This is a genomic window from Bradyrhizobium xenonodulans (genome assembly GCF_027594865.1).
GTDB lineage: Bacteria > Pseudomonadota > Alphaproteobacteria > Rhizobiales > Xanthobacteraceae > Bradyrhizobium > Bradyrhizobium xenonodulans.
Map to the genome: position 1 here is coordinate 5661082 of NZ_CP089391.1, position 18171 is coordinate 5679252.

Sequence of the window (18171 nt, forward strand, 5' to 3'; positions counted from 1 at the left end):
CTCCGCGCCCGTTTTCCCGATCAAATCGGGAATTTTTCCCGATTGATTGTTTGAGCATGGATCTGATCAGGCCGCCGCCGTCGGAACCAGCGCCTCGACGGTCAGACCGCCATCGCCGGAGACGACGCTGAGCGTGCCGCCCAGCGCCAAAATCCGCTCGCGCATGCCGACGAGGCCGAAGCCGAGCTTCTGGCCCGGCTCCATGCCGCGGCCATTGTCGCTGACCCGCACCCTGGCGCGGCCGCGGCCGTCGCGTTCCACCGGCTCCACGGGCTCGATGACGACGTTGACCGAGGTCGCGCCGGCGTGGCGGAACACGTTGGTGAGCGCCTCCTGAACGATGCGGTAGATGGTGAGATCGGCGGTCTCGCCGGTGACCCCGAGCGACGGCGAGATCACGGTCTTGATCGCGACGTCGGGATGCGACTCCCGCCACAGCCGCGACAGCGATTCCAGCGCCTGGCGCAGGCCGAGCTCGGCAAGGCCCACCGGCCGGAGCCGTTCCAGCACGCGGCGGTTGAACTGCTGGAGCGCGTTGATCTGTTCCAGCATGGCGCTGCCGTGTTTTCGCACCGCCTCCGCGCTCGGCGCGCGTCCATCTGCCTGCTTGGCCAGCGCGCTCGCATGCGCGCGCAGCGAGAACAGATACGGCCCGAACTCGTCGTGCAGCTCGCGCGCGATTTCCTTGCGCTCGACGTCCTGGAGCGACACCGTGCGCTCGGCGAGGCGCCGCTTGTCCTCGACCGCCTCGCCGAGCGTTGCCGCAAGGTGGTTGAGCTTGGTGCAGATCGCGGCGAGCTCGGGCGCGCCGCCCGGCGTGACGCGCGCCTGATATCGCCCGCCCTCGAGCTCGGCCATCGTGTTCGCCAGGGACTGAAGCGGCGCCAGCGCCCGCCCGATCACATTCATCATCACCAGGAACAGCGCGAGCGCGATCACCGAGCCGACCTCGAGCTGGGTGACGATGGCATCCCAGATCTCGGCGATCTCGTCATCGGGATGCGCAGTGATCACCAGCGTCCCCGGCTTGCCATGGATTGAAACGGGCACGCTCACCGCGGTCTGCTCGGGATGAACAAGGCCGACGAACCAGGCCGGCGGCCCGCGCGCATCGTCGGCATCGGCCCGGGGCGGCGTCAGCGAGTTCCCGCCGGCATCCTTGAGGGCGATGCTGACATGGCGCAGGCGGCTGAGATCGCGCGCGATCTGGTTCAGCCGGGCATCCGGATCGGGCGCCTCGTTCAGATCCGCCACGATCATCTCGATGAATTCGCGCGCAAGCCGGATCACGCTCTGGTCCTCGGCCTGCACCCGCGGCCCGGCCTCCGCGACCTGGCGGCCGATATTGACCGCGAGGCCGAGTGCCAGCAGCAGCGCCAGCAGGAGGGTGATGCGCGCGCGCAAGGATAGATTTTGCCACATGGGTGTCGTCCGTGCCCCGCGAAGGTTGGCCCGCGCCTGTCCGATGACGTTGACAGAGGCGAAGCGCCCGATATCTAATCGAAAGCGTACAGCAATCCCGGCCGGGCGCGAAACAGGCTGGCGCTGTCGCGGGGAACGCCTATGCGCATTCTGATCGTCGACGATCATCCCATTGTCGCCTCCGGCTGCCGTGCCGTGCTGGCCGACGAAGGCGAGATCGAGATTTTGGAGGCCGCCGACGCCGAAGACGGCGAGTGCGTCTTCATTGTCGAGCGCCCCGACCTCTGCATCATCGACATCAACCTGCCGACCGTCTCCGGCTTCGAGCTGGCGCGCCGCATCCTCGAGCGCGCACCCGAGGCCCGCATCATCATGTTCAGCATGAACGACGATCCCGCCTTCGCCGCGCGCGCGATCGAATGCGGCGCCAAGGGCTACGTCTCCAAGACCGGCGACCCCGATGACCTCGTCGAGGCGATCCGCGCCGTCGGCGGCGGCGGCACTTACCTTCCGACCGCGATCGCGCGCAGCATCGCCTTCGCAGGGCCGACGCTGGCGCAGAGCCCGCTGTCGAAGCTGAACGCGCGCGAGATGGAGATCCTGCGGCTGCTGAGCGCCGGAAAGAGCCTGTCCGAGATCGCCTGGCTGGTGCAATCGTCCTACAAGACGGTGGCCAACACCTCCTCGATCATGCGCCAGAAGCTCGGGGTGAAGACCTCGGTCGAGTTGGTGCGGCTGGCGATCGACAGCGGCGTCGCCTGACATCGCCAAAAATTCGGTCACACAAGCGTTGCAATCCTGATGTGGTTAGATGCCACGGAGCATAACGGCATGACGATCCAGACTGTCTCGACCAATACATCCTATGGCGGCGTGCAGGGCGTGTACCGCCATGCCAGCCAGGCGACCGGAACCGACATGGTGTTCTCGGTCTATGTCCCCCCGCATGCGCAGGGCGCAAAGCTTCCCGTGGTCTGGTATCTCTCCGGCCTCACCTGCACCCATGCCAACGTCACCGAAAAGGGCGAATTTCGCAAAGCCTGCGCCGAGCTCGGCCTGATCTTCGTCGCGCCCGACACCTCACCGCGCGGGCCGGACGTGCCGGGCGACGCCAACAATGCCTATGATTTCGGCCTGGGCGCCGGTTTCTATGTCGACGCGACGCAAGAGCCGTTCGCGCGCAACTATCGCATGTGGAGCTATGTCACCGACGAATTGCCCAAACTCGTGGCGGAGAACTTTCCGGTCGACGCCAAGCGCCAATCGGTGATGGGCCATTCGATGGGCGGCCACGGCGCACTGACGGTGGCGCTGCGCAACCCGCACCGCTATCTCGCGGCCAGCGCGTTCGCGCCGATCGTCGCGCCCTCGCTCGTGCCCTGGGGCATCAAGGCGCTGACCGGCTATCTCGGGCCGAACAAGGATGCCTGGCGCAGCCACGACACCGTGGCGCTGATCGAGGACGGCGCGAAATACTCCGGCTTCCTGGTCGACGTCGGCGAGGCCGACAACTTCTTGAAAGAGCAGCTCAAGCCGGAGCTGCTGGAGGCTGCATGCGCCAAGGCCAGCATCCCGCTGACGCTGCGGCGGCAGGCGGGATATGACCACAGCTATTACTTCATCTCGACCTTCATGGGCGATCATCTGCACTGGCATGCGGAGAGGTTGAAGGGGTGATTTGCTTACCCTCCCCTGGAGGGGAGGGTCAGCGCCCCTTACTCCGGCTTGCCGTAATTCGGCGCCAGCAACCGGTTGCGGATCAGGTAGCTCATCGTGCGGGTCCAGGCTTCATCGGTGTTGCCGCGCATGTCGGCGCTGGCGGCCGTGATCATGTTGCCGGTCTTCACGTCGCGCAGATAGATGTTGAGATTGATGATCAGGTTCGAGACCTTCTGCACCATGCCGGTGATCTCGAGGTCGGCGCCCAATTGCCCAGCGAGCTTGAGGTCACAGCGGCCGCAAGCCTGAAGATTGGCGTGACGGGCGGCATCCCTGACCGGTGCGATGTCGAGCAGCTGGAACTTGCCTGACGCTGCCAGCTCCTTGCGGAGCTGCTCGCTGATGCGATCGAGCCGCGCTTCCTCCGGCTTGGAGCCGTAGAACTCGCCAGGCAGGCTGGTGTCGATCAGCTCGAAATCGAACACCACGAGCTTCGGCGGATCGGCGAACGCGACTGAGCCCGTCAACAGCAAAGCCGCGAAACATATCAGCGCTCGCATGATCGTGATTCCAGCCCTCGTGCGCGCGGGGACGAAATGCGGGGTTGCATGCCCTGACAAATCGGTCATGCTTTAGCAGAAACAATTCTCCATCGGCGGTCAAGCCGGGGAGAACTCCTGGAGAAAAAACGTTTGGAGGAAGCATGATCCGATGGTTGGTCGGCCTGATCGGCTTGGGTCTTGCCGCGACGAGCGCGCTCGCGGCCGACCCTGTCATGATCGGCGTCGGCTATCTCGGTGTCGCCGGTACCAGATCGACGCTGTCGCTGGTCGAGCAGCCCGCGGAGAATGACGGCGTCGCCGGCGCGCGCCTCGCCATCGAGGACAACAACACCACCGGCAGATTCCTCAACCAACGTTTTACGCTGGAGGAGCGACGTATCAAGGAGGGCGAAGATGCCGTGCAGGCCGCGACCGCGCTTGCCGAGAAAAACGGCTTCATCATTGCCGACCTGCCGGCCGATGCGCTGTTGAAGGTCTCGGACGCCCTGCGCGAGCGCGGCACATTGCTGTTCAATGCCGGCGCGATCGACGAGCGGCTGCGCGAGGCCGATTGCCGCGCCAATGTCATCCACACGGCGCCGACGCGTGCGATGCTGGCCGATGCGCTTGGCCAGTATCTCGTATGGAAAAAGTGGTCGCGCTGGCTGCTCGTGGTCGGCTCGCACGACGAGGACAGACTGTTCGCCGATGCGCTGAGGCGTACGGCGACGCGGTTCGGCGCCAAGATCGTCCAGGAAAAAACCTTCGAGGACAAGGGCGGCGCGCGGCGCACCGACTCGGGCGTCACGCTGATCCAGCGGCAGATGCCGGTGTTCACGCAACAGGCCCCGGCCTACGACGTGCTGGTCGCCGCCGACGAGAGCGAGGTGTTCGGCGCCTATCTGCCGTATCGCACCTGGGATCCCCGCCCCGTCGCGGGCTCGGCTGGCCTCGTGCCGCGGAGCTGGGACGCATCGCAGGACCAATGGGGCGCGATCCAGATGCAGAACCGCTTCGTCAAACTGAACGCGCGGCGCATGACCGCGCTCGACATGCAGGCCTGGACGGCGGTGCGCATGATCGGCGAGGCCACCTCGCGCACCAATTCGGGCGACGTCAAGAAAGTCACCGACTTCATCAAGGGCCCGGATTTTTCCGTCGCCGCCTTCAAGGGCACGCGGCTGACCCTGCGCGACTGGAATCTTCAACTGCGCCAACCGATCCTGCTCGTCGACGGCCGCATGGTGATCTCGGTGTCGCCGCAGGAAGGATTCCTGCACCAGGTCTCCGAACTCGATACGCTCGGCTATGATCGTCCGGAGAGCAAATGCAAGCTGAAGTGAGAATGCAGATGTCGCGCATGTGGCGTGTGGGGTTGCTGTCCGGACTGGCGCTGGCGGCAGCGCCGGCGCATGCGTTCATCGCCTATGTCTCGAACGAGAAGGGCAATACGGTCTCGGTGATCGATACCGAGAGCTGGACGGTGACCAAGACCATCAAGGTCGGACAGCGGCCGCGCGGCATCGACTTCACGCGCGACGGCAAGTTCGTGATGGTCGCGGTCGGTGACGACGACACCATCCAGGTAATCGACGCCAAGACGCAAGCCGTGGTGGACAGCTTGCCCTCCGGTCCCGACCCGGAACTGTTTGCGCAGGATGCCGCCGGCAAGATCCTCTATGTCGCCAACGAGAACGATAACACGGTGACCGTGATCGACCTGGAGAAGCGCGCCCGCCTCGGCGACATTCAGGTCGGCGTCGAGCCCGAGGGCATGACCATCAGCCCCGACGGCAAGATGCTGATCAACACGTCCGAAACCACCAACATGGCGCATTTCATCGACACAGCATCGCGCCAGATCGTCGCCAATGTGCTGGTCGACGCGCGGCCGCGCTTTGCCGAATTCAAGCATGATAGTTCAGAGCTGTGGGTGTCCTCGGAGATCGGCGGCACGGTCTCGATCATCGATCCCGGCAAGCATGAGGTGATCGGCAAGGTCAATTTCGAGGTTCCCGGCCTGCGAAAAGAGGCGATCCAGCCGGTCGGCATCGGCATGACCAAGGACGACAAGACCGCCTTCGTCGCGCTCGGCCCCGCCAACCGCGTTGCCGTCGTCGACGTCGCCTCGCGCAAGGTGATCAAATATCTGCTGGTTGGACAGCGGGTCTGGCACATGGCGTTCACGCCGGACGAGAAGTACCTGCTCACCACCAACGGCGTGTCGAACGATGTGTCCGTCATCGACGTCGCCGCGCAAAAGGTGATCAAGACCATTCAGGTGGGCGAGCTACCCTGGGGCATCACGATCGCGCCATGACCAGCCCTGCCCCCATCGCCGAACCACACGAGGCGCCGAAGCCTGACCCGGCAGCGGTTGCAGCTTTGTCGATCGACGGCGTCAGCCATGCCTACGGCCCGCGCCGTGCGCTGATGGACGTCTCGTTCAAGGTGCAGCCCGCAAGCTTCACCGCGCTGCTCGGCCTCAACGGCGCGGGCAAGAGCACGCTGTTCTCGCTGATCACGCGGCTGTTCGGCATCCAGAGCGGCCGCGTCGGCATCTTCGGCCATGACGTCGGCAAAAGCCCCGGCGAGGCACTGCGGCTGCTCGGGGTCGTGTTCCAGCCGCGCACGCTCGATCTCGATCTGTCGCTGACGCAGAACCTGCTCTATCACGCCGCACTGCACGGCATCAGTCGCCGCGATGCCACCGCACGTAGCGCGGAGCTGCTCGACCGCATCGGGCTGACCGAGCGCGCCGGCAGCAAGGTGCGCGATCTCTCCGGCGGACAGATGCGGCGGCTGGAGATCGCCCGCGCCCTGCTGCACCGGCCGCGGCTGCTGTTGCTGGACGAGCCGACCGTCGGCCTCGACGTCAAGGCACGCGCCGACATCATCAGCCATGTCCGCCAGCTCGTGACGGAGCAAGGCATCGGTGTGCTCTGGGCCACGCATCTGTTCGACGAGATCATGCCCGGTGACGATCTCGTGGTGCTGCACCAAGGCAAGGTGCTGGCACAGGGGCCTATGAGCCAGGTCATCTCTGAAGCCGGCGCGCAGGACGTCAACACCGCCTTCATGCGCCTGACCGGCGCGCAAACCATGCCGGGAGGCGGTGCATGAGCAGCATCACGACGCGGGACGCTCCGCACGGCTTCTCATTTGCCGAGTACATGACCTGCCTCACCGGCATCGTCTGGCGCGAGGGCCTGCGCTTCCTGCATCAGCGCGAGCGCTTCGTCTCCGCGCTGGTGCGGCCGCTGGTGTGGCTGTTCATCTTCGCCGCCGGCTTCCGCCAGGTGCTCGGCATCTCCATCATCCCGCCTTACGAGACCTACATCCTCTACGAGGTCTATATCGCGCCCGGGCTGATGGCGATGATCCAGCTGTTCAACGGCATGCAGTCCTCGCTCTCGATGGTCTATGACCGCGAGATGGGCAACATGCGCACGCTGCTGGTGAGCCCGCTGCCGCGCGGCTTCCTCTTGTTCTGCAAGCTGCTCGCGGGCACCGCGGTGTCGCTGCTCCAGGTCTATGCGTTCCTCTTGATCGCCTGGTTCTGGGACATCACCCCGCCGCCCTCGGGCTACCTCACCGTGCTGCCGGCGCTGATCCTGTCCGGGTTGATGCTGGGCTCGCTCGGCATGCTGATTTCCTCCGGCATCAAGCAGCTCGAGAACTTTGCCGGCGTGATGAATTTTGTCATTTTCCCGATGTTCTTCGCCTCCTCCGCGCTCTACCCGCTCTGGCGGGTGCAGGAGGGCAGCCCTTATCTGTATTATCTCTGCGAGGCCAACCCGTTCACCCATGCGGTCGAGCTGATCCGCTTCGCACTGTACGGACAGATCAACTGGATCTCGCTGGCGGTGGTGGCGACCTGTACAATCGTCTTCATGATCGGCGCGATTTTGGCCTATGATCCCTCGCGTGGGCTGGCGCGACGAGGCCCTGCGGGAGGCGAAGGATGACGGTTCGGGTTCTGGCCATGGCGCTTCTGGCACTCACAGCCACGAGCACGGCCGCGCGGGCGGCCGATCCGCGCTATCCCGACTGGCCGTGCACGCAGGCAAAAGTGCCGGTGATCTCACTCGCCGCCGTCTGGGCCGGCCCGGAACTCGGCGACGCCGAGACCAAATGGAAGGACGACACCAAGATCACCGCGCTGGTCTCAAAACTGTCGGCGCGCAAGACGCCGCTGGACGAAGCCGAAAAATCCGTGAAGGAATTTCTGGCCGCCTCCGCCACGGACAAGACCGCGAACGCAAAACTGCTGTTCGCCGGCCTGTTCGACACGCTCAACGCCCAGCGCTCCCAGGTCATGAACGGGCTCGAACGCGTCAGCCGCAAGCAGCGCGAGGCTGCCGACAAGATTCGCGAGGAGACCCTCGCGCTCCAGGCACTCCAGGGGACAACGCCGCGCGACGAGACCAAGGTCGAGGCCCTCAGCAACGAACTGATCTGGAAGACCCGCATCTTCGAAGACCGCTACAAAGTGGTGCGATTCGTCTGCGAGGTTCCGACCACGATCGACCAGCGCCTGTTCGCGCTGGGACGCGTGATCCAGCAGGAAGTGGAATAGCCGGTTTGCCGACGGCTTTCGCCAGAGTTCCCGCGATCTCATTGCGATCGTTAATCTTTGCAGCGCTATCTGCCGGAACCAAATCGATCTAGGATGGCTTGTCGAAGTGGATCTCGAACGCCGGGAGGCCTCGATGGGAACAACTAGATTCGTCTTCGCAGGCGCTGCCGTCATCGGCATGCTCGCAACCAGCGCTTTCGCTGACGACATGACCGGAATGATTACAAGGATCGACCGGCTCAACAACACGATCTCGATCCAGCAGACGCAGAAGGGCACGGTCGGCGGCAGCGCAGGCGGCGCCGGCGCGCTCCAGCAGTACAAGGCGAAGGACGCCGCGATGCTCGACGCCGTTCATGCCGGCGACCGGGTGACGTATTCGGCGACCGACGACACGAATGGTTCGGGCACGCTGACGAAGCTGCAGAAGCAGTAACAGTTCGTCTCCCTCTCGCCGCCTGCGGGGACGAGGGAGCACACCTGTGCCCGCCTACTGCTCCGGCCGCGGCTCCGGCTGCGCTTCCTCGGTGGGCAGTTTTGCGCGCTCCCAGCCGTCGCTGCCGTCGGGATACCAGGCGACGTTGGAATAGCCGTAGGCCAATGCGCGCTTGGCGGCATTCCACGACATCCAGCAATCGGCGAGGCAATAGATCACGAGCAGTGCGGCCTTGTCGCCGCGCGAGGCGCGTGCGAGGCCGCGCCGGAAATAATCGTCCATCGCCGGCGGCAACGTGCCGTAACCGGTGTCGGGCAGCCAGAGGCTGCCGGGAATGTTTTTCCGCGGCATATCGCGCCAGACTGTGCCCTCAGGGAGGTTCTTCGGCTTCGGCGGCCGCGGCAGCACGTCGACGAACGCAGCGCTCTTGGCACGCCAGATCGCCTCGGCCTCAGAAGTCGAGAGCACGCGCGCTCCGGCTAGCGTCGCCGGCACCGGGGCGCGATAATTGTCGGCGCGATAGCCTTCGGGCTCGAACGGCTCCTGCTGCTGCGCAAATGCCGGTGCCCACAGCACCGCGGCGACGAGCGCAGCGGCCAACGGCCGCATCATGGTGTCTTCTTGGCCGTCTCCGCACCGAGCGGCCGATCGCTCTCATCCAGCAGCGGTACACCGAAGTCGAGCAGGATCTTGCTGATCTCGCCCTGATTCTCCTGAATGAGCTTGTTGAGCTGCCGCTTCCAGTTCTGATCGGCGGGACGTACGCCCATGCCGATGCGATAGACCAGCTTCGGCCCGGTGGTTTCCTTCACCAGTGGTGTGACGTGCAGAGAGCCGGCTTTCTTCGCGTAGTAGCCGGCCATCGGTCCCCACAGCACGCCGGCGTCGATCTTGCCGGCAGCGAGATCGTCGACCATTGCCTGCGCCGAATTGTCGAAGCGCGTGTCGATCATCAGCGGGTAGGGTTTTGCATCGCTCATCAGGCCGGCGATCGCCATGTTGGTCGCGGGCGGCGTGCCGGCAACGATGCCGACATGCTTGCCCTTCAACCTGGCATCCTCGAGCGTATCGACGTCCTCGAGCCCGCTGCCATTCTTGGCGACCAGCGCATAGCTCGTGCGGTAATAGGGATTGGTGCCCTGCACCAGGTCGTCGCCTTGCGGGAATCCCATGATGACATCGCAGCGATGCGCGCCCAATGTCATGCGCACGAAGCCGGTGGCCTGCGGGAAGAAGACGTAGTCGAGCTTCTTCTGGAGCTTGTCCGCAAGAAACTCGGCGAGCTTGTTCTCGAAGCCCTCGCCCTTTTCATTGGAGAAAGGCAAATTACGCGGGTCGGCGCAGACGCGCAGCACCTTGGGGTCGACGAGCTCGAACGAGAGATCGCCGGTCTCGTTGGTCTGCGCCATGGCGACGTCGCCGAACGCGCAGGATGCAACCAGGACCCAGAGTGAAAACAACCAGCGACGATGTCGTCCGGCCTCCATCATCGCACTTCCTCCTCGTTTTGTTTGAATGTTATCCATGCAACGCATGACGCGCCATGAATTGCCAAACTTTGTGCTGGCTTTGCTTTGTTGCAGCGCAATGCGCGCAACCCTTTGAACTGAGGCGGAAAAGTGTCTCGCATCGCTCTCGTGATCGCAGCCTTGTCCCTGCTGGGGACAGCGACGCTAGCACGCGCCGGGGCGGCCGAATTGCCTGTGAGCGAAGTCGCAACCGGAATCTTCGTACACTCCGGGACCATCGCGCTCATGACGCGCGAGAACGAGGGCGACATCGCCAATGTCGGCTTCATCGTCGGCGAGGACGCGGTCGCCGTGATCGACACCGGCGGCAGCCTCCGTGAGGGCGAGGCGCTGCTGGCGGCTGTGCGGGCGCGCACCAGCAAGCCGATCCGCTATGTTATCAACACCCACGGCCATCCCGATCATGTGTTCGGCAATGCGGCCTTCGTTGCCGAGGGAACCAGCTTCGTCGGCCACAGCAAGCTGCCGCAGGCGCTGGCCAGCCGAGGGCCGTATTATCTCGACAATTTCAGGCGCATCATGGGCAGCGAGCTGATCGATCCCGTCAAGATCGTGCCGCCCACGATATTCGTGTCAGATGCGCTGACGCTCGATCTCGGCGCGCGCCGCCTGACCTTGCGGGCCTGGCCGGCCGGCCACAGCGACAGCGATCTGACCGTGTTCGACGAGACCAGCAAGACGCTGTTCGCGGGCGATCTCGTCTTCCTCCGCCATATTCCGGTGATGGACGGCAGCATCCGCGGCTGGCTCGATACCTTGAAGGGATTGGAGGCCATTCCGGCGCAGCGCGTCGTTCCCGGTCACGGGCCCGTGAGCAACTGGCCTGCCGCGGTCGCCAATGAACGGCGTTATTTGTCAACGCTGCTGTCCGACGTCCGCGCGCTCAACAAGAAGGGCGAGCCGATCCGAGCCGCCGCCGATAAGGCCGCCGCCATGGAGCGGCCGCATTGGGAGCTGTTCGACGACTACAACGCCCGCAACGCAACCGCAGCATTTTCAGAAATTGAATGGGAGTAGCGGGCGCGCTACGATGGGCAGGAGATCAGCTTCGCTGACTCCGGGAATCACGACCATGATGGGATGCACACGCCGCCTGCCTTTGATCGCCGCATTGCTCGGCATCGCCTTCGCCATGCCGGCGCAGGCCGAAGAGGCTGACGATCCCTGGCCGGGCCTCGTGCAGGACATCTTCGGCAACCGTCCGATGAATGACGGCAGCGCCGTCATCGGCATCGAGATGCCCTATCGCGCGGAGGACGCCGCCATCGTGCCGGTGAGCCTGCGCAGCAAGCTTTCCCCCGGTGACAGCAGGCGCATCCGCGCGATCACGCTGGTGATCGACCGCAACCCGGCGCCGATGGCGGCGAAGTTTGAGCTCGGGCCGGATGCCAACGTCACCGAAATCTCCACGCGCGTTCGCGTCAACAACTACACCGACGTCCACGCCGTCGCCGAGCTCAGCGACGGCCAGCTCTATGTCTCGAAGGTTTATGTAAAGGCCTCAGGCGGCTGCTCGGCGCCGGCAGGCAAGAATACCGAGGAAGCCAACAACCGCCTCGGCAAGATGCGCTACCGGCAGTTCGCGCGCGAGGACGCGCCGGCGAGCCGCGTCCGCGAGGCGCAGATCATGATCGGCCATCCCAATAATTCCGGCCTGCAAATGGACCAGGTCACGCAGCTCTATATTCCCGCCTTCTTCGTCAATCAGCTCAAGCTGACGCAGGACGACAGCCCCGTGCTGTCGATGGAAGGCGGCATCTCGATCTCGGAAGACCCCAATCTGCGCTTCACCTACGTCTCCAACGGCGCCAAGCGTTTCCGCGCGGAGGCGAAGGATACGGACGGACACGTGTTCCGCAATGAATGGGATGTGGAGAAGCCGGGGACTTAGGCGAGGAGCACCCTCCCCCGGGAGGGCAGGGCTATCGCATGTGGCCGAGGAGTTCGAAGAAGAAGGCATCGTTCCAGCCGGCCCGCTTGAGCTTGAGACGCAAGGAGATGGTGCTGTCGGGGTGAGCTCTGGCGACGTTGAGGGCAAGTCGCCTGAGGACGGCAAGGTTGGCAGGACCGTTGTCCTTGCGGTTGCGGGCCAGATCCTCGTCGAGGATGACGTCGAGCGGCCAGTGCAGGCCGTTTTCGATGGTCCAATGGGTGCGAACGATGCGCAAAACCTGTGTGCGACTGTAGTTTTGGCTCATCAGGAAGTAGCGCTCGACAGCTTTGTCCTTGCCGCGCTTGCTTGTGATCCGGGCGACAGCTTTGAGGGCGGGAAAGTTATGTTTCTCGGCCATGTCTTTGACGGGCACGACAAGCGCGCTGCGTCTTTCCTTACGCCCATGGTCTGCATCGGCGGTAGCAACCGGCTTCTTCCCCTTGCGCGCCGCTGCGGCAATCGCGGCCTTGGCGTCAGCCAGCAGGGCGGGCTGGTTCTCCTTCACCGCCAGCACGTAGTCGCCGCCCTGCGTCACGATCTGCTTGGCCATCCCTCGGTGACAATGCAGTGCATCGGCCGTCACGACGCAGCCTTTGAGTTGCAAGAGTTCGAGCAGTTGCAAAGCGCCGGCGGCTTCGTTGTTGTTCGGCGCCAGAACGTTGGCCAGCGCCATGCGCGTCTGCGCTGCCCACGCCGTCACCATCACCGGCGGCATGTGGCTTTTGCCGCTCTCGTAGCCACGCCGCAGCGCCTTGCCGTCCAACGCGATCACGCCTTGCGGCCGTGCAATCTGCGCACCTTGAGCGAAGGCTTCCATAAAGCGGCGGAATGCCGCCTCGAATGCTTTTGGATCGAGCATGCGGAACACTCGGCTGAACGTGTCATGGCTCGGCAAGCCATGCTTGAGCACCAGCACGTCCTGCCAAAGATAAGCCTTTAGCCGCGCAAACAGCGCCATGTCGGTGCAACTCGTCGCTCCGCACAACGTCGCCATCAGCGCGATGAACAAAAGCTCCGTCAGGTCGTGCAGCGCATTGTCCGCACGCGGGTCGGGCAGGTCTTCGAAGCACTCCGAAAATCGATCCATCGGTCGCCCTCTCCAACTCCGGGAGCCACCTTCAGAATCGATTTCTCTCCAAATCGCAATGCCTTAGAGCCACATGCGATTCCCCTGCCCGGGAGGGGGAGGGTCGGCTCACATTGACCGTAGCGAAATGTGAGACGGGGTGGGGTGACGGTCTCTCCACATCGAACAGTGCCCGTGTTGAGAGATCACCCCACCCCGCTCGCGCTACGCGCGATCGACCCTCCCCCTCCAGGGGAGGGTAAGACGCCACGACGCAATTTCAGAAACACCTCACCTCGGCCTCCGCCTGCGCCCGCCGCAAATCGTTCACCGCCGAGTTCGCCTGCTCCGAGGTGCGGAACTGGACGCCGAGATTGCCGCGGACCTGGGACATGCTGAGCGCCGTCTCCGCCGTGACGTAGCGATCGTAGGACACGATCGAGGCCACCACGTCGATCGAGCAGGAGCATTGCTCGATCGACTGCCGGCTCTCGCCATTGGCTTTCATGCAGCCATAGACATATTCCGCGCGCGCCGACGTCGGATAGTCATTGGCCTCCTCGGCCCGCGCCACGCCTGCGGTCGCCGCCAACACCGCCAATGCGGCGACAATCGGTCGTAGCTGTCCCGCCAGATTCATGAGCGTCCTCCCGCTGGTTGCGATGAAAGCTATGCTATGCGTATTGTCCTGAAAAGCACTCTATCAGAGGAAACGGCTCACAAGGTGATGAGAGCATTTGGTCGAACATTGGCACTCGCGGCGACGCTGGCGCTGGCTCTGGCCGCACCCGGCCGCGCCGCGGAGACGATCCGCCTTGCGGTGCAGAAGACCGGAACGTTCTCCTGGGAACTGGCCGCGATCCGCGCGAGCGGCCTCGACAAGGAGGCCGACCTGTCGCTCGACGTCACCGAGCTCGCGAGCCCCGAGGCCGGCAAGATCGCGCTGCGCGCCGGCAGCGCCGACATCATCCTGTCGGACTGGCTGTGGGTGTCGCGCGAGCGCGCGCTCGGCGCCAGGCTCACCTTCTATCCTTATTCGAGCGCGCTCGGTGCGGTGATGGTGCCGGCGGCTTCGCCGCTCAAGACGCTCGCCGATTTGAAGGGCCGCAAGCTCGGCGTCGGCGGCGGTGCGATCGACAAGAGCTGGCTGCTGCTGCAGGCGCGGATGAAGCAGGACGGTATCGACCTGAAGTCGGAGGCGACCGTCGTCTATGGCGCCCCGCCCTTGATCTCCGCCAAGGCGCTCGACGGCGAGATGGATGCGAGCCTCAACTTCTGGAATTTCTGTGCGCAGCTCGAGGCGAAGGGTTTTCGCCGCCTCGCCGGCATCGAGGACATTTTGCCGAAGCTGGGAGCCAAGGGCGCGGTGTCCGCGGTCGGCTATGTCTTCGACGAGAGCTGGGCGGCGAGCCATCGCGATGCCGTGGCGCGCTTCATCGCGATGACCCGCAAGGCCAAGCAGCTGCTCGTCACATCCGATGCGGCCTGGGACAAGATCGCGCCGCTCACCGGCACCAGTGATGCCACCATGCTCAAGACCTACCGCGACCGCTATCGTGACGGCATTCCGCGCCGGAGCATCGCGGACGAAGAGGCCGATGCGCGCGTGCTCTACCGCGTGCTCGCCGAGATCGGCGGCCGCGATCTGGTCGGCCCCGCGGCCGAGCTCGATCCCGGCACCTTCTATCACGCGGTTCCCGGAGACTGAGGTGCTGCGTCTTCTGTCGTTTGCCCTGTTTCTCGCGATCTGGTGGATTGCAGCGCTGTTCGTCGGCGGCGCAAAGCTGCCCTCCCCGCCGGCCGTGCTCCAGGTGATGATCGCAGAGGCCTCGAGCGGCGCGCTGTTCCTGCATCTCGGCGCCACGCTCGCCCGCGTCATCCTCGCCTTCGTGCTGGCGATGTCGCTCGGCAGCGCCATCGGCTATTTGATGGGACGGGTCAAGCTTGCCGACCGGCTCGGCGATCCCTGGCTGATCCTGCTGCTCAACCTGCCGGCACTGGTCGTGATCGTGCTGGCCTATATCTGGGCCGGCCTGACTGAAGCCGCCGCGATCGCCGCGATCGCCATCAACAAGCTGCCGACGGCCATCGTCACCTTGCGCGAGGGCACCCGCGCGCTCGACCGCTCGCTCGACGAGATGGCGAGCGTATTTGCGATGCCGCGCTGGCGCGCCTTCCGCCACGTGGTGCTGCCGCAGCTTGCGCCCTATATCGCGGCCTCGGCCCGCTCCGGACTGTCGCTGGTGTGGAAGATCGTGCTGGTCGCCGAACTGCTGGGGCGGCCGAACGGCGTCGGCTTCGAGATCGGCGTCGCCTTCCAGCTATTCGACACCCCGCGGCTGCTGGCCTATTCGCTGACCTTCGCCGCCGTCGTGCTCGTGATCGAAACCTTGCTGGTGCAGCCGTTCGAAGCCCGCGCAACACGGTGGCGGCCCCGTGCGGCTTGAGGTCGAGATCACAGGCAAGACGTTCAGGAGTGCCGCGGGCGAAACCCACGAGGTGCTGGCGCCGCTCAAATTTGCGCTTCAATCGGGCGAGGTCGGCGTGCTGATCGGCCCGTCCGGCTGCGGCAAGAGCACAATGCTGCGCATCATCCTTGGATTGGACCACGATTTTGCAGGCCGCATCGCGCGCCCGCCGGAGGCGAGGGTCGGCATGGTGTTCCAGGAGCCGCGGCTGCTGCCGTGGCGCTCGGTGGAGCAGAACGTTCGGTTGGCTGCGCCTGACGTCTCGGACGCAAAACTGTCGGAGCTGTTCAGGATTTTGGAGCTGGACGCGCATCGAAGCCATTTTCCCGGCGAATTGTCGCTGGGCCTCGCCCGCCGCGTCGCACTGGCCCGCGCCTTTGCGGTCGAGCCCGATCTGCTCGTGCTCGACGAGCCCCTCGCCTCGCTCGACGACGCGCTCGCCGGCCGCCTGCGCGACGAGATCGCAACGCTGGTCGCAAGCCGCCCGGTGATGACGCTGCTCGTCACCCATAGTCTCGATGATGCGATCCGTCTCGGCGACCACCTGTTCTTCCTGTCGCCGCAGCCGGCGCGCATCGTGCAGGAGGTGCCGATTGCCATTCCGCGCGCAGAGCGCAGCGAAGCCGAGCTCGGCAGGATCAAGGCGAAGCTCGCGGCCTTGCTGCTTGAATCGAAATGAACACTCGTGGTCAACTGGACCCAATGAGATTGCCTGAGGGAGGTTCACCATGCGGCGTACGCTGATTGCGATCGGCATCCTTTTGGTTGCAATGCCGGGCGCGGCGCTCGCGCAGGCCAAGGGCAAAGGCATCCGCCTCTGGAATCTGACGACGGAGACGATCTCCGGCTTTCAGCTCTCGCCCGCCGGCAAGACCGACTGGGGCCCAAATCAGTGCCTGAACGACAAGGACAAGGAAGTCGATCACGACGAGCGGCTGCGCATCACCGGCGTTGAGCCGGGCCGCTACGACGCCAAGGTCAGCTATCCCAATTCACGCCAATGCATCGTCCGCGACATCGAGATCAGGGCGGACGCGGTGTTCTCGATCGCCGACAAGGATTTGAAGGACTGCACGAAGTAGCGCCTGAGGAGCCCGCGTAGCGGGCATCTCGAAGGATGGCTAGGGCGAGATCTCGTAGAGTGGGCAAAGGCGCAGAGCGCCGTGCGCACCATCTTTCCGCAATCACGGAAGTGGTGGGTACGCTTCGCTTTGCCCACCCTACGGCTTTTGCCGTCATGGCCGCAGACGCGCGCTCCTCACCATGAGGGTCTCAGGCTTCACGCCTTATCGTTCGGGTGCGGGTATTCGCAGCGCCAGCGCACCGCCTGCCACTTCGGATGGTCGCCGACCCATTGCGCGATATAGGGCGGCGCCGCCATCGCGCATTGCCGCGGCGACCCCGCGTAATTGAACACCAGATGCTGCTCCTCGCAGGTCGCAGGCGAGAGCACCGCACACACGGTCACCACCAGGTCAATCGGGTTCATGCCGGGATCCTCTCGCAAGGGGGCGAACAGAGACTAGCACGAAAGGTTACGCTCCAAGGAGTGGGAAGTTTCAATTCGGCGGGGGGAATGGGGTCTCTTTCCCCTCTCCCGCTTGCGGGGAGAGGGGAAGAAAGTCCGCCTAGAAATTAACGCCGAACACCAGTCTCGCCTGATGTCGCTCGAAATTGACGAGGTCGAGATTGCCGCTTGATCCGGCCGGGCGGCCCCAGGCCTGCATGCTCCAGCTCATGGTCAGCCGCGACCGCTCCGAGAGCTGGAAATAGGCGGTCGGACCGACGAACAGGGCCTGCCCTGCGAACTCGCCGAGGCCGATGCCCTCATATTGCCGGAAGTAGCGCAGCTCGCCGCCGAGCAGCACATTGGGCCGCACGCGCACCATGCCGGCAAAGGCGGCGCCGATGGTGGAGCTCTTCTCGGAGGTGCCCGCCACCTCGAAGCGCGCCCATTCCGGCTGGTAGATCAAATTGAGCGCCGCGATGGCGTAGTTCGGAACCAGCTCGCGGTCGAAGGCGAGCGTGAAATCGGTGCCGTACATCCGCCCCTTCGCGCCGCTTGTCTCGTCGATGCGGTCGCCATGGAGCTCGGCGGCGACAGTCAGTCCAAATGGCGCGCGCTCGCGATCGAGCAGGCGATAGCGCAGGTCGAGCGAAGCCCCCTGGAAGTTGAACTGGCGGCGGTCGTCGAGATCGGGGACGCCGGTGATGTCGTGCAGCGTGGCAGTGCCGCCGACCTCGATGCGGAAATTCGGCAGTGGCACCACTTCGATCTCGAACTCCTGCTCGAGGGCGCGATAGCTGCCACCGCCCTTGCCGAAGCGTCCCGTGGTCTGGGTCTGGAATTCGCGCTCGCCGGGGCTGCCGACATCGGTCCCGATCATGAAGCCGAAGATGTGCTCGGTATCGAAGCCCTCTTCGGCGCTGACGCATGCCGGTGCAAGCGCGACGGTGCAGGCGGCTATGGTCCAGAATGTAGGGGCTCTCGCGCGCATCCCCGACACTACCACGGCTTCGACGGCGTTTGCCATCGA

22 protein-coding genes are annotated in these 18171 nt (G+C 64.7%); 14 read left to right on the plus strand and 8 right to left on the minus strand.

The window, feature by feature from the left end; translation table 11 throughout:
- Positions 1 to 66: 66 nt before the first annotated feature.
- A complete protein-coding gene (locus I3J27_RS26970; protein ID WP_270161924.1) occupies positions 67 to 1422 on the minus strand; it encodes a histidine kinase in 1356 nt (451 codons plus the stop codon).
- A 141-nt stretch (positions 1423 to 1563) separates the two neighbouring features.
- On the opposite strand from I3J27_RS26970, the gene I3J27_RS26975 reads away from it, so the two are divergent.
- On the plus strand, positions 1564 to 2184 hold the full coding sequence (locus I3J27_RS26975; protein ID WP_014493646.1) for a response regulator: 621 nt from the start codon (positions 1564 to 1566) through the stop codon (positions 2182 to 2184).
- 69 nt (positions 2185 to 2253) lie between these two features.
- Positions 2254 to 3099, plus strand: coding sequence for an S-formylglutathione hydrolase (gene fghA, locus I3J27_RS26980; protein WP_270161925.1), 846 nt, complete (start codon positions 2254 to 2256; stop codon positions 3097 to 3099).
- A 38-nt stretch (positions 3100 to 3137) separates the two neighbouring features.
- Here fghA and I3J27_RS26985 read toward each other — a convergent pair whose 3' ends face one another.
- Positions 3138 to 3710, minus strand: coding sequence for a DUF3280 domain-containing protein (locus I3J27_RS26985; RefSeq protein WP_270161926.1), 573 nt, complete (start codon positions 3708 to 3710; stop codon positions 3138 to 3140).
- A 74-nt stretch (positions 3711 to 3784) separates the two neighbouring features.
- Here I3J27_RS26985 and I3J27_RS26990 point away from each other — a divergent pair, with 74 nt between their 5' ends.
- From I3J27_RS26990 to I3J27_RS27015, 6 genes are all read left to right on the plus strand, one after another.
- Positions 3785 to 4966, plus strand: a complete 1182-nt coding sequence (locus I3J27_RS26990; protein ID WP_270161927.1) for a lanthanide ABC transporter ABC transporter substrate-binding protein PedA1 — start codon at positions 3785 to 3787, stop codon at positions 4964 to 4966.
- Between the two features lie 8 nt (positions 4967 to 4974).
- The gene (locus I3J27_RS26995; protein ID WP_270172893.1) at positions 4975 to 5943 is read left to right on the plus strand and encodes a YVTN family beta-propeller repeat protein; all 969 of its coding nucleotides are present in this window, start codon (positions 4975 to 4977) and stop codon (positions 5941 to 5943) included.
- Positions 5940 to 6746 carry a lanthanide ABC transporter ATP-binding protein PedB/LutE gene (locus I3J27_RS27000; RefSeq protein ID WP_270161928.1) on the plus strand — a complete coding sequence of 269 codons (807 nt, stop codon included), beginning with the start codon at positions 5940 to 5942 and terminating at the stop codon, positions 6744 to 6746. Before I3J27_RS26995 ends, I3J27_RS27000 begins: the two co-directional genes overlap by 4 nt.
- On the plus strand, positions 6743 to 7591 hold the full coding sequence (locus I3J27_RS27005) for a lanthanide ABC transporter permease protein PedC (RefSeq protein ID WP_270161929.1): 849 nt from the start codon (positions 6743 to 6745) through the stop codon (positions 7589 to 7591). The genes I3J27_RS27000 and I3J27_RS27005 overlap by 4 nt, the downstream gene beginning before the upstream one ends.
- Positions 7588 to 8202: a hypothetical protein gene (locus I3J27_RS27010; protein WP_270161930.1), complete on the plus strand. Its 615-nt coding sequence runs from the start codon at positions 7588 to 7590 to the stop codon at positions 8200 to 8202. Before I3J27_RS27005 ends, I3J27_RS27010 begins: the two co-directional genes overlap by 4 nt.
- A 133-nt stretch (positions 8203 to 8335) precedes the next feature.
- Entirely contained in the window at positions 8336 to 8638 is a 303-nt protein-coding gene (locus I3J27_RS27015; protein ID WP_270161931.1) for a copper-binding protein, read from the plus strand.
- 54 nt (positions 8639 to 8692) lie between these two features.
- Here the strand turns inward: I3J27_RS27015 and I3J27_RS27020 are convergent, their stop codons facing one another.
- Both I3J27_RS27020 and I3J27_RS27025 read right to left on the minus strand, forming a co-directional pair.
- The gene (locus tag I3J27_RS27020; protein WP_270161932.1) at positions 8693 to 9250 is read right to left on the minus strand and encodes a PQQ-dependent catabolism-associated CXXCW motif protein; all 558 of its coding nucleotides are present in this window, start codon (positions 9248 to 9250) and stop codon (positions 8693 to 8695) included.
- Positions 9247 to 10128 carry a substrate-binding domain-containing protein gene (locus tag I3J27_RS27025; protein WP_270161933.1) on the minus strand — a complete coding sequence of 294 codons (882 nt, stop codon included), beginning with the start codon at positions 10126 to 10128 and terminating at the stop codon, positions 9247 to 9249. The genes I3J27_RS27020 and I3J27_RS27025 overlap by 4 nt, the downstream gene beginning before the upstream one ends.
- A 129-nt stretch (positions 10129 to 10257) precedes the next feature.
- Here I3J27_RS27025 and I3J27_RS27030 point away from each other — a divergent pair, with 129 nt between their 5' ends.
- Together I3J27_RS27030 and I3J27_RS27035 are read left to right on the plus strand one after the other, a co-directional pair.
- Positions 10258 to 11184 carry a quinoprotein relay system zinc metallohydrolase 2 gene (locus tag I3J27_RS27030; RefSeq protein ID WP_270161934.1) on the plus strand — a complete coding sequence of 309 codons (927 nt, stop codon included), beginning with the start codon at positions 10258 to 10260 and terminating at the stop codon, positions 11182 to 11184.
- A gap of 55 nt (positions 11185 to 11239) precedes the next feature.
- Positions 11240 to 12058, plus strand: a complete 819-nt coding sequence (locus tag I3J27_RS27035; protein ID WP_270161935.1) for a quinoprotein dehydrogenase-associated SoxYZ-like carrier — start codon at positions 11240 to 11242, stop codon at positions 12056 to 12058.
- A 31-nt stretch (positions 12059 to 12089) separates the two neighbouring features.
- Here I3J27_RS27035 and I3J27_RS27040 read toward each other — a convergent pair whose 3' ends face one another.
- On the minus strand, positions 12090 to 13187 hold the full coding sequence (locus I3J27_RS27040) for an ISAs1 family transposase (protein ID WP_270161936.1): 1098 nt from the start codon (positions 13185 to 13187) through the stop codon (positions 12090 to 12092).
- A gap of 259 nt (positions 13188 to 13446) precedes the next feature.
- A complete protein-coding gene (locus I3J27_RS27045; protein ID WP_270161937.1) occupies positions 13447 to 13806 on the minus strand; it encodes a hypothetical protein in 360 nt (119 codons plus the stop codon).
- Between the two features lie 87 nt (positions 13807 to 13893).
- Here I3J27_RS27045 and I3J27_RS27050 point away from each other — a divergent pair, with 87 nt between their 5' ends.
- From I3J27_RS27050 to I3J27_RS27065, 4 genes are read left to right on the plus strand one after another with little or no spacing between them, the layout of a single operon-like run.
- The gene (locus tag I3J27_RS27050) at positions 13894 to 14874 is read left to right on the plus strand and encodes an ABC transporter substrate-binding protein (RefSeq protein WP_270161938.1); all 981 of its coding nucleotides are present in this window, start codon (positions 13894 to 13896) and stop codon (positions 14872 to 14874) included.
- Position 14875: 1 nt separating this feature from the next.
- The gene (locus I3J27_RS27055) at positions 14876 to 15613 is read left to right on the plus strand and encodes an ABC transporter permease (RefSeq protein WP_270161940.1); all 738 of its coding nucleotides are present in this window, start codon (positions 14876 to 14878) and stop codon (positions 15611 to 15613) included.
- Entirely contained in the window at positions 15603 to 16313 is a 711-nt protein-coding gene (locus tag I3J27_RS27060) for an ABC transporter ATP-binding protein (protein ID WP_270161941.1), read from the plus strand. The genes I3J27_RS27055 and I3J27_RS27060 overlap by 11 nt, the downstream gene beginning before the upstream one ends.
- A gap of 49 nt (positions 16314 to 16362) precedes the next feature.
- The gene (locus tag I3J27_RS27065) at positions 16363 to 16716 is read left to right on the plus strand and encodes a hypothetical protein (RefSeq protein WP_270161942.1); all 354 of its coding nucleotides are present in this window, start codon (positions 16363 to 16365) and stop codon (positions 16714 to 16716) included.
- A 197-nt stretch (positions 16717 to 16913) separates the two neighbouring features.
- On the opposite strand, the gene I3J27_RS27070 is transcribed toward I3J27_RS27065, so the two are convergent.
- Together I3J27_RS27070 and I3J27_RS27075 are read right to left on the minus strand one after the other, a co-directional pair.
- Positions 16914 to 17123 (minus strand): hypothetical protein, encoded by a 210-nt coding sequence (locus tag I3J27_RS27070; RefSeq protein WP_212488791.1) that lies wholly within the window; start codon positions 17121 to 17123, stop codon positions 16914 to 16916.
- A 139-nt stretch (positions 17124 to 17262) separates the two neighbouring features.
- The gene (locus I3J27_RS27075) at positions 17263 to 18168 is read right to left on the minus strand and encodes a DUF6662 family protein (protein WP_270161943.1); all 906 of its coding nucleotides are present in this window, start codon (positions 18166 to 18168) and stop codon (positions 17263 to 17265) included.
- Positions 18169 to 18171: the final 3 nt, after the last annotated feature.